Below are 13274 nucleotides of genomic sequence, written 5' to 3'. Positions count from 1 at the left end.
CGGACGAAGCCGTCAGGTCATGGGGGACGGCGTCCCACGGGGTCGGCTCAGACGTTGACGCCGAAGTCCTGCGCGATGCCGCGCAGGCCCGAGGCGTAGCCCTGGCCGATGGCGCGGAACTTCCACTCCGCGCCGTGCCGGTACAGCTCGCCGAAGACCATGGCGGTCTCCGTGGAGGCGTCCTCGCTCAGGTCGTACCGCGCGATCTCCGCCTCGCCGGCCTGGTTGACGACGCGGATGAACGCGTTGCGCACCTGGCCGAAGGACTGCTGGCGGTTCTCGGCGTCGTAGATCGAGACCGGGAAGACGATCTTCTCGACCTCGGCCGGCACGGCCGCGAGGTTGACCTTGATCTGCTCGTCGTCGCCCTCGCCCTCGCCGGTGATGTTGTCACCGGTGTGCTCGACGGAGCCGTCGGGGCTCTTGAGGTTGTTGAAGAAGACGAAGTTGGCGTCGCTGGCGACCTTGCCGGTGTTGTTCAGCAGCAGCGCGCTCGCGTCCAGGTCGAAGTCGGTGCCGGTCGTGGTGCGCACGTCCCACCCCAGACCGACGATGACCGCGGTCAGGCCCGGGGCCTCCTTGGTCAGCGAGACATTGCCGCCCTTGCTGAGGCTGACTCCCACGAGTCCTCCATTGGTGTCCGGGGGCGGGGAGCCCCTCGTGCGTCGGATATCGGATCAACGATTCGATCCTAGTGAGGGGTTCCCGCCCCTCGCAGGCCCCGGGGCCGAAGAATCACCGGTGTCGGGCCCGGCCCGGCACCGGTCGCGGAGCGGGCAGTGCGGGCGTGGCGGCCGGGATCAGAGCGCGTCGAGCGCCGAGACGTAGGCGCCGAGGTCGCGGGCGTCGGGCAGCGCGTTGACGACGGTCCAGCGCACGACGCCCTCCTTGTCGATGACGAAGGTGCCGCGCACCGCGCAGCCCTTGTCCTCGGCGAAGACGCCGTAGGCGCGGGAGACCTCGCCGTGCGGCCAGAAGTCGCTCAGCAGCGGGTACTCCAGGCCTTCCTGCTCGGCGAAGACGCGCAGGGTGTGGATGGAGTCGTTGGAGACGGCGAGCACCTGCGTGTCGCGCTCGGAGAACTTCGGCAGGTTGTCGCGCACCTCGCACAGTTCACCGGTGCACACACCGGTGAAGGCGAAGGGGTAGAAGAGCAGGACGACGTTCTCACCGCGGAAGTCGGAGAGCTTCACGGAGCGGCCGTGGTTGTCCTTGAGCTCGAAGTCGGGGGCCTTGTCGCCGACCTGGATCGCCATCGTCTGGAACCCTTTCCTGGGGCTTCGCCGGAGCCGGTTGCGGCATTCGGGTGAGAACCCGCCCGGAACGCCGGGAACCACCCTACGCAGCGGCCGCCACGCACCCGTGGACGGGCCGATGCGGGATCGGCCCGTCCACGGGGGTCGAGAGGGGGGTCGTCGCGGATCCCCGCCGCCTCGACGGGGTCACCACGGGGGCGAGGTCACTTCTTGGTCTTGGCCGCCTTGGGCGTCACCAGCCGGCTGCCGCTCCAGTCCTTGCCCACGCTGACGCTCTTGCTGGCCGACAGGCCCGCCGTCGTCGCGGCTTCGGAGATGTCGCTCGGTTCCACGTACCCCGTCCGGCCGGTCTTCGGCGTCAGGAGGAGGATCGAGCCGCCTTCCTCGATGTACGTGGTGGCGTCCACCAGCGCATCCGTCAGGTCGCCGTCATCGTCGCGGAACCAGAGCACCACGGCGTCGGCAACGTCGTCGTAGTCCTCGTCCACCAGGTCGCTGCCGATGACTTCCTCGATGGACTCGCGGAGCTCCTGGTCGACGTCGTCGTCGTAGCCGATCTCCTGGACCACCTGCTCGGGCTGGAACCCCAGCCTGACGGCAGGGCTCGTCCGCTCCTCCGCGTGGTCCGCGGTCGCGCTCACGGGTTGCCTCCTGATCATGTTTCGGGAATAACTCAGCCACGCGCGTGCGCGAAGCATTGGCCGTAGTCCACACGGGCGGGACGGATCGCGCAAGTACCCGGCGGTTCGGACCGCCGAAACGGTGACGATCCCGGCGGTGTCGCCGCAACTCCAGGCACGCGATCGGGACGGTGGGTGACGTGCACCACACCTATGTGCCCCGTTTGCGTATTTGAGAACCATCCAAGGGTACGAGACTCGGACGGGTGCCGGTTACCTCGGGGTAGAGATGACGTTTGCGGCGCCTAGGTACACGATGGGGGCGGTGCAGGTACTGGAGCACGAACGGGACATCAGCCTCCCGCACATCCCCCACAGCCCCACAGCCCCTCTGACAGGTAAGGACCAGCGTGGCTTCCGGATCCGATCGCAACCCGATCATCATTGGCGGCCTTCCGAGTCAGGTTCCTGACTTCGATCCCGAGGAGACCCAGGAGTGGCTCGACTCCCTCGACGCCGCAGTGGACGAGCGCGGCCGGGAGCGGGCCCGCTACCTCATGCTGCGCCTGATCGAGCGGGCCCGCGAGAAGCGCGTGGCCGTGCCCGAGATGCGCAGCACGGACTACGTCAACACCATCCCCACGCGGGCCGAGCCGTTCTTCCCGGGCAACGAGGAGATCGAGCGCAGGATCCTCAACGCGACCCGCTGGAACGCGGCCGTGATGGTCTCGCGCGCGCAGCGGCCGGGGATCGGCGTCGGCGGCCACATCGCCACGTTCGCCTCCTCGGCGTCGCTGTACGACGTGGGCTTCAACCACTTCTTCCGCGGCAAGGACGAGGGCGACGGCGGTGACCAGGTCTTCTTCCAGGGTCACGCCTCCCCCGGCATCTACGCGCGCGCGTACCTGCTCGACCGGCTGAGCGAACAGAACCTCGACGCGTTCCGCCAGGAGAGGTCGAAGGCGCCGCACGGGCTGTCCTCCTACCCGCACCCGCGGCTGATGCCGGACTTCTGGGAGTTCCCGACCGTGTCGATGGGCCTCGGGCCGATCGGCGCGATCTACCAGGCGCGGATGAACCGCTACATGCACGCGCGCGGGATCGCCGACACGTCGAAGTCGCACGTGTGGGCCTTCCTCGGTGACGGCGAGATGGACGAGCCCGAGTCGCTCGGCCAGCTGACCATCGCCGCCCGCGAGGGCCTGGACAACCTGACCTTCGTCGTCAACTGCAACCTCCAGCGGCTCGACGGCCCGGTGCGCGGCAACGGCAAGGTCATCCAGGAGCTGGAGTCGGTCTTCCGGGGCGCCGGTTGGAACGTGATCAAGCTGATCTGGGACCGCACCTGGGACCCGCTGCTCGCCCAGGACCGCGACGGCACCCTCGTCAACAGGATGAACACCACCCCGGACGGCCAGTTCCAGACCTACGCCACCGAGTCCGGCGCGTACATCCGCGACCACTTCTTCGGTGACGACCACCGGCTGCGCGCGATGGTCGAGGGCATGACCGACGACCAGATCCTGCACCTCGGCCGCGGCGGCCACGACCACCGGAAGATCTACGCGGCGTTCAAGGCGGCCGTGGAGCACACCGGCCAGCCGACGGTCATCCTGGCGAAGACGGTCAAGGGCTGGACCCTCGGGCCCAACTTCGAGGGCCGCAACGCCACGCACCAGATGAAGAAGCTGACGGTCGACGACCTCAAGGGCTTCCGCGACCGGCTCCACATCCCCGTCTCCGACAAGGAGCTGGAGGGCGGCGCGCCGCCGTACTACCACCCGGGGCGCGACTCCGAGGAGCTCCAGTACATGCACGACCGGCGCAAGGGGCTCGGCGGGTACGTCCCGACCCGGGTCGTGCGCGCGCGGCCGCTGGCACTGCCCGACGACAAGACGTACGCGTCGGTGAAGAAGGGCTCCGGCCAGCAGTCCATCGCCACGACCATGGCCTTCGTGCGGCTCCTCAAGGACCTCATGCGGGACAAGGAACTGGGCCGTCGGTTCGTGCTGATCGCGCCGGACGAGTACCGCACCTTCGGCATGGACTCGTTCTTCCCGAGTGCGAAGATCTACAACCCGCTGGGCCAGCAGTACGAGTCGGTCGACCGCGAGCTGCTGCTCGCGTACAAGGAGTCGCCGACCGGCCAGATGCTGCACGACGGGATCTCCGAGGCGGGCTGCACGGCCTCGCTGATCGCGGCCGGCTCGGCGTACGCCACGCACGGCGAGCCGCTGATCCCGGTGTACGTCTTCTACTCGATGTTCGGTTTCCAGCGCACCGGCGACCAGTTCTGGCAGATGTCGGACCAGCTGGCGCGTGGCTTCGTGCTGGGCGCGACCGCCGGCCGTACGACGCTGACCGGTGAGGGCCTCCAGCACGCCGACGGGCACTCGCAGCTGCTCGCCTCGACGAATCCGGGCTGTGTGGCGTACGACCCGGCGTTCGGCTTCGAGATCGCGCACATCGTCCAGGACGGCCTGCGCCGGATGTACGGCCCGGACAGCGAGGACGTCTTCTACTACCTGACCGTCTACAACGAGCCGATCCAGCACCCGGCCGAGCCGGAGGACGTGGACGTCGAGGGCATCCTCAAGGGCGTGCACCGCTTCAGCCGGGGCACCTCGGGGTCGATCCCGGCGCAGATCCTCGCCTCGGGCGTGGCCGTCCCCTGGGCCGTGGAGGCGCAGCGGATCCTCGCCGAGGACTGGGACGTGCGCGCCGACGTCTGGTCGGCGACCTCCTGGAACGAGCTGCGGCGCGAGGCCGTCGAGGTCGAGCGGTACAACCTGCTGCACCCGGAGGAGGAGCAGCGCGTGCCGTACGTGACGCGCAAGCTGACCGGGGCGCAGGGGCCGTTCGTGGCCGTCTCCGACTGGATGCGGTCGGTGCCGGACCAGATCGCGCGCTGGGTGCCGGGGCGCTACCAGTCGCTGGGCGCGGACGGCTTCGGCTTCGCGGACACCCGCGGGGCCGCGCGCCGCTTCTTCCACATCGACGCGCAGTCGGTGGTGCTCGCGGTGCTGACCGAACTGGCCAAGGAGGGCAAGGTCGACCGGTCGGCACTGAAGCAGGCCGTCGACCGGTACCAGTTGCTGGACGTGGCATCGGCCGATCCGGGGCCGGCGGGCGGGGACGCGTAACGGTCGGGCCCGGCCGGAACCGGTCGGACGGAGGGGGCGGCGGGCCCGGGGGCCCGCCGCCCCCACTCCGTTCTTCACGGCGCGGGCGTGGGCCGTCGATCGATGCGGGACTCCCCGGAAGGGAACATCCGGACGCTGGATGACGCCCTGTGGCGGTCTTTCACGGCGATGACGACCGCGGGGTACGGGGACCACGCGCCGACCACGGGATCGGGGCGGAGATCTGCGAACCAGGGGCCGAGGCCCGCGGGCCTCGGCCCCTGGTTCGGGGCAGGAGGGGAACGGGGGGAGGCCGCGAGGGTGGGAACACCCCCGCGGGGCCCTCACCTCACAGCAGTCCGTTGCCCGTCATTCCCGCGCCCGTGAGCCACACCAGCGCGAGCAGGGTGTCGATCGCGCCGAGGACCACGGCGACCAGGGCCGGTACCGGGCGGGGACCCGCCCAGCTGCGGCCCATGGCCAGCCAGCCGCAGACGATCGCCGCGGGACCGAGGACGATCCCGAGCGCGAAGAATCCGGCGACCGCGCAGACCAGACCGACGATGCCGAGCGTCGCGCTGTCCGGCCCGCTCCCTGACCACGTCCGGCCACGTGAGCGGGGGTGCCTGCGCGTTCCGTGTCCGAAGCCCGCCATCGTCAACTCCCTTGGTTCCGGGGCTGCTTCGATGGTTCGGGTACCCCCCTGACGCCGGTTATGCAGCGAATGGGGCCGGACGGGGGCGCACCGTCCCCCTCCGGCGGCGCGCCGCGGCCCCGGCCACCCTCCCCTCTGGAGGGCTTGACCCACGGTGACCTGCGGCGCGCGCCGAAGACGGGAGACCCCGGGGCCCCTCGCCCTGACGGGGGCATCCCGCTGACGTCGGATCAGAGCCGGGGCGTCGCCTCAGGACCGGTGCGCCCGGTCGGGACCGGGCGCACCGCCAGGACCGGGGACCGTCAGATGTGACCGACCCCGGCGCCCGCCTCCGCGTTCTCCCCCCGCTTGGTCAGCAGTGCGACGAACACGGCGACCGTCGCGACCCCGGCCGCGACGAGTGAGGCGAGGCTCATCCCGGAGATGAAGGTGTCGTGGGCGACGTCGGTGATCTTCGCCGCGATCCCCGCGGGCGTGCCCTCCGCCACCGGGGCCACTCCCACCTGCACCGCCTCGGAGGCCTGGGCCTGCTGCTCCGGGGGGAGGGCGGGCAGGCCGGCGTCGGCCCAGTTGCCGGCCAGGTCGCTGTCGACCTTGGACGCCATCACCGCGCCGAGGACGGCCGTACCGAGGCTGCCACCGATCTGCATGGCCGCCTGCTGGAGGCCGCCGGCGACCCCGGACAGCTCCATGGGGGCGTTGCCGACGATGACCTCGGTGGCACCGACCATGACGGGGGCGAGGCCGAGGCCGAGCAGGGCGAACCAGACGGACATCACCAGGCTGGTGGTCCCCGTCTCCAGGGTGGACATGCCGAACATGGCGACCGCCACGCAGACCATGCCGCCGGCCAGCGGGATGCGCGGGCCGACCTTGGTGATCATCGCGCCCGCGAGCGGGGAGCCGACGATCATCATCCCGGTGAGCGGGAGCAGGTGCAGACCGGCGTCGATCGGGCTCATGCCGTGCACGTTCTGGAGGTAGAACGTCACGAAGAAGAGGCCGCCCATGAAGGCGATGGCCATCATCACCATGAGGACGACACCGGCGGACAGCGGCACCGAGCGGAACAGACCCAGCGGAATGAGCGGTTCCGAAACGAAGTTCTCCCACGCCGCGAAGCCGGCGAACAGCAGCACGGAGACGCCGATGAACGTCCAGGTCAGACCGTCTCCCCAGCCCCACTCCGGGGCCTTGATGAGGGCCCACACCAGGCAGAACATCGCGCCGGAGAGCAGCACGATGCCGAGGATGTCGAAGGAGCGGGGGGCGTTCTCGGCGCGGTGGTCGAGCAGCATCACCGCGCCCAGGGCGACGGCGAGGACGCCGACGGGCACGTTGATGAAGAACACCGACTGCCAGTTGACGTGCTCGACGAGGACGCCGCCGAGGATCGGGCCGCCCGCGGTGGAGGCGCCGATGACCATGCCCCAGATGCCGATGGCCATGTTGAGCTTCTCGGCCGGGAAGGTGGCGCGGAGCAGGCCGAGCGCGGCCGGCATGAGCAGGGCGCCGAACAGGCCCTGCAGGACGCGGAAGGTGACGACGAGCGCGATGCTGTCGGACAGGCCGATCGCGCCGGAGGCGGCGGCGAAGCCGACGACGCCTATCAGGAAGGTCTGGCGGTGGCCGAAGCGGTCACCGAGCTTGCCCGCGGTGATGAGGGAGACCGCGAGGGCGAGGAAGTAGGCGTTGGTGATCCACTGCACCTCGGCGAAGGTGGCGCCGAGGTCCTTGGCGATGGCCGGGTTGGCGATGGCCACGATCGTGCCGTCGAGGGCCACCATCATCACCCCGACGGCGACGGTGATGAGCGTGAACCACGGATGGCCGCGCAGCCCCTTGGCCGGTGGCTGGTCCGACGGGGTGGAGGACGACTTGTCCCCCGGTCCCGTCGTGTCGATGGTGGTCTGACTAGTCATGCGTTCGAGGCTAATGACAGCCACTGACAGATGACAAACTTATTCACAAGTCGGCAACTGACACCTCGCCGCCCCTCGTCCACAGGGCGACCGGTGAAAGAAGGAGAAGGGCGCATGGAGACCACCGCGCCGCGGCCGGGACTGCGGGAGATGAAGAAGCGCCGCACCCGCGACGAGCTGCTGCGGGCGGCCGTCGGCCTGTTCACCTCGCAGGGGTACGAACGGACGACCGTCGACGAGATCGCGGAGGCCGTGGACGTCTCGCAGCGCACCTTCTTCCGCCACTTCGCCGGCAAGGAGGAGGCCGCCCTCGCCCTGGAGGGCGTCACGGTGGCGCGCTTCGTGGAGGGGGTGCGGGCCCGCCCGGCCCACGAGGCGCCGATGGAGGCCCTGCGGCAGGCCGTCCTGGAGGGCTGGAGCTCGCTCAGCGAGGCCGTCGAGTCGGTCGTGCCCGTCGAGCTGTACCTGCGCATGCACCGGGTGATCGAGTCGACCCCGGTCCTGCTCGCCGCCCACCTGCGGCGCTCCGCGGAGACCGAGGAGACGATCGCGCGGGTGCTCGCGGAGCGGGAGGGGCTCGACGTGGACGCCGACCCCCGGCCTCGGCTGGCGGTGGCCCTCTTCGGCGCGGTGATGCGGGTCACGGAACGCCGGTGGGCCGCGGGCGGCGACTTCAGCCCGGAGGGGATGCGCGCTCTCACGTCCCGGCACCTCGACCAGGTGGGGCCGGCCCTGCTGGGCAGCTGGCGCGCCGGGCCGTGACCTGCGGTGGGCCGGTGTGCGGCGGGGGTCCGCCGCGGGTGCGCGCCGTGGCGCGACGCCCTCCGCGCGGTCGCCGGACGACGCAGGGCCCGAGGCGTGTCATGCCCACCATCGCCCTGGATCAAACGTGATCCGCGTCACTCATGTCGCCCGAGACCTTCTCGTTCTCCTAGTGTGTCCTCCCAGTGACTTCCTTCGAGACCTCCCCGCAACTGACGGCATCGCGCGCGCTGCTCGCACTGGCCGTGGTGTTCGTGATGCTGGCCACCACCGGCTGGACGGCCGTGCACCGGAACGGGGGGACCGGCGCGCTCAAGGCCTCGCTCACCGCCTGGGAGCACGGCCGGGTCGCCGGGCGGCGGCTGCCCGACCCGCAGGCCGGCCCGGCCCGGCTCTCGGCGTTCTTCGCCTCGCTCACCGCGGCCCAGCGCGCCGGGCTCGCCGAGCGCTACCCCCTCGCCGTCGGCAACATGAACGGCGCCCCCGCCGTGCTGCGCTACCGCGCCAACCGCATCGCGCTCCAGGAGCAGATCGGGGTCGAGCGGGCCCGGACGCGGGACGAGCGGCTCTCGCCCGCCGGGCAGTACGAGGCCGGGCGGCGCATGCACCGCTTCGAGTCGATGACCGACGCCGACCGCCAGATCCTCGCCTTCGACCCGGAGGGCACCGGCCGGGTCGCCGAGGTGTTCGGCGACCTCGACCGGGCCGAACGCGTCTCCGTCGTCGTCCCCGGCGTGGACACGGCGCTGCTCACCTTCCAGCGCACCAACCGCAGGTACTCGGCGCCCGTCGGCATGGCCGAGGCGCTGTACGCGGCCGAGCGCGAGGTGCGCCCCACGACGCGCACGGCCGTCATCGCCTGGGCCGACTACACCTCGCCGGCCGGGCTCGGCATCGACTCGGCCACCGCGATGCGCGCGGAGCGCGGCGCCGTACGGCTGGACGCCCTGGTGCGCGGCCTGCCCGGCAGCTCCCCCGTCTCCCTGTTCTGCCACAGCTACGGCTCCGTGGTGTGCGGGGTCGCCGCGCACGCGCTGCCGGACCGGGTCGCCGACATCGCCGTGGCCGGCAGCCCCGGGATGCGGGTGGAGAACGCCGCGCAGCTGGACACCGACGCCCGGGTGTGGGCGATGCGGGACTCCGACGACTGGGTGCAGGACGTGCCCTACCTGGAGCTGGGCGGTCTGGGGCACGGCGAGGACCCGGTGGGCTCCGGATTCGGCGCGCGGGTGCTGTCGGCCCGCGAGGCCGAGGGCCACGGGGGCTACTTCGTGCCCGGCACGGACAGCCTGCGCAACTTCGCGGACATCGGCACCGGCGCCTACGACGCGGTGCGGTGCGCCGGGGAGGACGACGCGTGCCGGGAGGGTCTGTCCGGCACGACGGCGGCCGAACGCGCGTAGCGGCGCAGGAATTGCGGTGCGCACGGGGAGGGGACGGAAAAGCGGGTGCCGCATACGATGAGCCGCATGGGTGACGTACTGGCCGGATCTCATGCCGCCTGGGAGCTCACGTCCGACTCCGTCCTCATCCGCTACGAACGGGGCATCCGCACCCCCCGGCTGCTCTCCGCGCTGGGCGGGCGCCGCGTCCCGCTGGCGGCCGTCGAGACGGTCGTGCTCGAACCGGGCAGGCACGGGACGGTGGTGCTGCGCCTCACGCCGCGGCCCGGCGCCGATCCGCTGACCGAGGCCGCGGCGGGGCAGCTGAAGGAGTCCTCGGACCCGTACCGGCTGGTGCTGCCCGCCGGGCGGGAGGCGCTCGCGGAGCAGTACGCCGACGCACTGCGCGCGGGGCTGACGGAGTCCGGGCCGGCCGGGAGGTTCCTGGTGGCCGCGCCGGAGGTTCCGCTGGCGTTCAAGGCCTACGACGCGAAGGCGTCCTTCGACGGGCGGACCGTACGGTTCCGCTGGTCCCGGACGGGCGCCTCGTCCGCGAAGTGGAAGGCCGGCGACCAGAGTTTCGCCGTGTCCGCGCTGAGCGGGGTGCGGTGGCGCTCCCCCGAAGGCTTCGGGGGACACCTGCGGCTGCTGCGCGCGCAGGACCCGCCGGCGCGGCCGGACCAGGACCCGGCCTCCGTGGTGTTCGGGCCGGGGTACGGCGCCGTGCACGAGTCGCTGCCGTTCGCGGCCGCCGTGCTGGCCGCGGTGCGCGAGCGCGGGCCCGCACCCGCGCTCGCGGTGGCGGCTCCGGGCCCGCGCCGCGGCCCGGCGGACGTGGCCGAGCGGAGCGGCCCGGCGGACGTGGCCGAGCGGATCCGTCACCTCGGCGAACTCCACCGGGCCGGGCTGGTCACCGACGAGGAGTTCGCCGCGAAGAAGGCGGAACTGCTCGCGGAGCTGTAGCGCCCGCCCGACGGGAGCGGCGGACACCCACCAGGAGAGGCGCCCGCCAGGAGCGAGCCTCCCGCCAGGAGCGGGCCTCCCGCCAGGAGCGGGCCTCCCGCCAGGAGCGGACCCCCGTCAGGAGCGGGCCTCCCGGCCGGCCGAGGTGAACGCCATGTCGGCGTACCGGTCGCCCGCGACCCTGCCGGCGATCGGCTCCAGGAGCGCCAGGTCGTCCGCGCTCAGCTCCAGGGCCGTCGCCCGTACGTTCTCCTCCACCCGGCCCGCCCTGCGGGTCCCCGGGATCGGCACGACCGGCAGGCCGTGGACGCCGGCCCGCAGCTGGACCCAGGCCAGCGCTATCTGGGCCGGGGTGGCGTCGTGGGCCCGGGCGACCGCGCGGACCGGTTCCAGCAGGGCCGCGTTGGCCGCCGCGTTCTCGCCGGTGAAGCGGGGCTGCTGACGACGGAAGTCGTCGGCGGTGAGGTCCTTGTCGGCGTCGGCGAAGGAGCCGGTGAGGAAGCCCCGGCCGAGCGGGGAGTACGGCACGAGCGCCACGCCCAGCTCGCGGGCGGCCGGCACCACCCGGTCCTCGATGTCCCGGCTGAACAGCGACCACTCCGACTGCACGGCGGCGATCGGGTGCACGCCCTGCGCGGTCCGCAGCTCGTCGGCCGTGACCTCGCTCAGGCCCAGGTGCCTGACCTTGCCCTCGCGCACCAGCTCGGCCATCACCCCGACGGTGTCCTCGACCGGCACCTCGGGGTCGCGCCGGTGCATGTAGTACAGGTCGATGACGTCGACGTCGAGGCGCTTCAGGCTGGCCTCGACGGCCCGGCGGACGTAGGGCGCGTCGTTGCGGACGACCCGGCGGGTCGGGTCGTCCGCCGGGATCGACAGGGCGAACTTGGTGGCGACGACCACCTCGTCGCGGTGCGCCCGGAAGAAGGGGGCGAGGAACTCCTCGTTGGCGCCGGCGCCGTACGCGTCCGCCGTGTCGTACAGCGTGACGCCCAGCTCCAGGGCGCGCTCCAGGGCGGCCCGTGACTCCTTCGCGTCGGAGGGGCCGTAGGCGAAGCTCATTCCCATGCAGCCGAGGCCCTGGAGGCCCACCTCGGGGCCCGTGTCGCCGAGTCGTGCCGTGGGGATCCTGCTGTCGGTCATCGGGTCCTCTCCGCTTCGTACGCCCCGGTGGCGTCCGAGTAGAACGTGATCTTCCGGTCGAGTACGGCGAGCGTGTCCCGGAGCTCGGCGATGCGCGCCCGGACATCCCGGCGGGTCCGTTCGAGCAGCTCGCGCCGCTCGCCGAAGGTGTCCTCGCCCTCCCGCACCAGCTCCGCGTACCGGACCATGTCGGCCACCGGCATGCCGGTCAGCCGCAGCTTGCCGACGAGGTCGAGCCAGTCCAGGTCGCGGTTGCTGTAACGGCGCTGGCCGGTGTGCGAGCGGTCGACGTGGGCCATCAGCCCGATCCGCTCGTACCAGCGCAGGGTGTGCGCCGTCAGGCCGGTGAGGGCGACCACCTCGCTGATCGTGTAGCTGTCCCGCCCGTCGGGGCGGGGACGCCCCGGCGGCGGGGCGGCGCAGACGTCGGCGGGGGCCGGGTCCTCTTCTTCTGTTCCTGTGGTCACGGGTGTGGTCTGCAACACCGTCATGGCCCCCACGCTAGGACCTTCGAGCGCACTCCAGGCAAGCGAACGCGGCAAGAAGGCCGAAGGTAGGCTCACGGCCATGTCGCTCACGAGCCTCACGCTGATCGAGAACTGGCCGGTCCCCTCCGCCGCGGCGGGCGTCGTCCGGGCCGACGGTACGGTCCTGGGCACGCACGGCCCCGCCGGCCGGCGTTTCCCGCTGGCCTCCGTGACCAAGCCGCTGACCGCGTACGCCGCCCTCGTCGCGTACGAGGAGGGGGCGATCGAACTGGACGAGCCGGCCGGGCCGCCCGGGGCCACCGTCCGCCACCTCCTCGCGCACACCTCGGGGCTGGCCTTCGACGAGCACCGGACGACGTCGGCCCCCGGTGAGCGGCGGCTGTACTCCAACGCCGGTTTCGAGCAGCTCGGGGACCACATCGCGAAGGCGACGGACATCCCGTTCGCGGAGTACCTGCGGCAGGCGGTGCTGGAGCCGCTGGGGATGACGGTGACCTCGCTGGAGGGCTCGCCCGCGAAGGACGGCGTGTCGAGCGTCGAGGACCTGCTCCGGTTCGCCGCCGAGGTGCAGGCCCCCCGGTTGCTGGACCCGCGGACGGTGGCGGCGGCGATGACCGTCCAATACCCCGGCACCAAGGGCGTGTTGCCGGGATACGGCCACCAGAACCCCAACGACTGGGGACTCGGCTTCGAGATCCGGGACTCCAAGTCGCCGCACTGGACGGGCGGTTCGTCCTCGCCGCGGACGTTCGGGCACTTCGGGCAGTCCGGCACGTTCCTGTGGGTCGACCCCGACGCGGGAGCGGCCTGCGTCGCCCTGACGGACCGGGCGTTCGGGCCCTGGGCCGTCGAGGCGTGGCCGGTGTTCACGGACGCGGTGCTCGGCGAGCTGCGGGGCTCCGGTCCCGCCCGCTGAGCCCCGGGCCGCCCTCCTCCGCTAACCTCCCTCTGCACACAGCAC

Annotated in this window: 12 protein-coding genes and 1 pseudogene; 6 read left to right on the top strand and 7 right to left on the bottom strand. The window is 72.0% G+C overall.

Features of this window, described 5'->3' with window-relative positions; all coding sequences use genetic code 11:
• Window positions 1-47: 47 nt before the first annotated feature.
• The 3 genes from ACZ5FU_RS29875 to ACZ5FU_RS29865 all read right to left on the bottom strand — a co-directional run bounded on the left by ACZ5FU_RS29875 (window position 48) and on the right by ACZ5FU_RS29865 (window position 1897).
• The gene (locus ACZ5FU_RS29875) at window positions 48-623 is read right to left on the bottom strand and encodes a calcium homeostasis/redox stress adaptation protein (RefSeq protein ID WP_451529692.1); all 576 of its coding nucleotides are present in this window, start codon (window positions 621-623) and stop codon (window positions 48-50) included.
• Window positions 624-800: 177 nt separating this feature from the next.
• Window positions 801-1256 carry a peroxiredoxin gene (locus ACZ5FU_RS29870; RefSeq protein WP_451529693.1) on the bottom strand — a complete coding sequence of 152 codons (456 nt, stop codon included), beginning with the start codon at window positions 1254-1256 and terminating at the stop codon, window positions 801-803.
• Between the two features lie 203 nt (window positions 1257-1459).
• Window positions 1460-1897: a DUF3052 domain-containing protein gene (locus tag ACZ5FU_RS29865; protein WP_451529694.1), complete on the bottom strand. Its 438-nt coding sequence runs from the start codon at window positions 1895-1897 to the stop codon at window positions 1460-1462.
• A gap of 389 nt (window positions 1898-2286) precedes the next feature.
• Between ACZ5FU_RS29865 and aceE the strand changes: the two genes are divergently transcribed.
• Together aceE and ACZ5FU_RS29855 are read left to right on the top strand one after the other, a co-directional pair.
• Window positions 2287-5019, top strand: a complete 2733-nt coding sequence (gene aceE / locus ACZ5FU_RS29860; protein ID WP_451529695.1) for a pyruvate dehydrogenase (acetyl-transferring), homodimeric type — start codon at window positions 2287-2289, stop codon at window positions 5017-5019.
• A gap of 105 nt (window positions 5020-5124) precedes the next feature.
• A pseudogene (locus tag ACZ5FU_RS29855) lies at window positions 5125-5247 on the top strand (ion channel); the annotation flags it as partial.
• A gap of 100 nt (window positions 5248-5347) precedes the next feature.
• Here the strand turns inward: ACZ5FU_RS29855 and ACZ5FU_RS29850 are convergent.
• Together ACZ5FU_RS29850 and ACZ5FU_RS29845 are read right to left on the bottom strand one after the other, a co-directional pair.
• Window positions 5348-5653 (bottom strand): small hydrophobic protein, encoded by a 306-nt coding sequence (locus ACZ5FU_RS29850; protein ID WP_451529696.1) that lies wholly within the window; start codon window positions 5651-5653, stop codon window positions 5348-5350.
• Between the two features lie 302 nt (window positions 5654-5955).
• Window positions 5956-7575 (bottom strand): MFS transporter, encoded by a 1620-nt coding sequence (locus ACZ5FU_RS29845; RefSeq protein ID WP_451529697.1) that lies wholly within the window; start codon window positions 7573-7575, stop codon window positions 5956-5958.
• Between the two features lie 114 nt (window positions 7576-7689).
• Between ACZ5FU_RS29845 and ACZ5FU_RS29840 the strand changes: the two genes are divergently transcribed.
• The 3 genes from ACZ5FU_RS29840 (at window position 7690) to ACZ5FU_RS29830 (ending at window position 10682) form a co-directional block, all read left to right on the top strand.
• Window positions 7690-8337: a TetR/AcrR family transcriptional regulator gene (locus tag ACZ5FU_RS29840; RefSeq protein ID WP_451529698.1), complete on the top strand. Its 648-nt coding sequence runs from the start codon at window positions 7690-7692 to the stop codon at window positions 8335-8337.
• A 185-nt stretch (window positions 8338-8522) separates the two neighbouring features.
• Window positions 8523-9740 carry an alpha/beta hydrolase gene (locus ACZ5FU_RS29835; RefSeq protein WP_451529699.1) on the top strand — a complete coding sequence of 406 codons (1218 nt, stop codon included), beginning with the start codon at window positions 8523-8525 and terminating at the stop codon, window positions 9738-9740.
• Between the two features lie 66 nt (window positions 9741-9806).
• Window positions 9807-10682: a DUF4429 domain-containing protein gene (locus ACZ5FU_RS29830; RefSeq protein WP_451529700.1), complete on the top strand. Its 876-nt coding sequence runs from the start codon at window positions 9807-9809 to the stop codon at window positions 10680-10682.
• 117 nt (window positions 10683-10799) lie between these two features.
• Here the strand turns inward: ACZ5FU_RS29830 and ACZ5FU_RS29825 are convergent, their stop codons facing one another.
• On the bottom strand, window positions 10800-11825 hold the full coding sequence (locus tag ACZ5FU_RS29825; RefSeq protein ID WP_451529701.1) for an aldo/keto reductase: 1026 nt from the start codon (window positions 11823-11825) through the stop codon (window positions 10800-10802).
• Window positions 11822-12316 carry a MerR family transcriptional regulator gene (locus ACZ5FU_RS29820; protein ID WP_451529702.1) on the bottom strand — a complete coding sequence of 165 codons (495 nt, stop codon included), beginning with the start codon at window positions 12314-12316 and terminating at the stop codon, window positions 11822-11824. Before ACZ5FU_RS29820 ends, ACZ5FU_RS29825 begins: the two co-directional genes overlap by 4 nt.
• A 76-nt stretch (window positions 12317-12392) precedes the next feature.
• Here ACZ5FU_RS29820 and ACZ5FU_RS29815 point away from each other — a divergent pair, with 76 nt between their 5' ends.
• Window positions 12393-13229, top strand: a complete 837-nt coding sequence (locus ACZ5FU_RS29815; RefSeq protein ID WP_451529703.1) for a serine hydrolase domain-containing protein — start codon at window positions 12393-12395, stop codon at window positions 13227-13229.
• Window positions 13230-13274: the final 45 nt, after the last annotated feature.

Source organism: Streptomyces sp. NPDC031554, from assembly GCF_055580685.1.
Note: the sequence above shows the minus strand (reverse complement) of the source record. Positions and strands in the feature narration are given on the sequence as shown.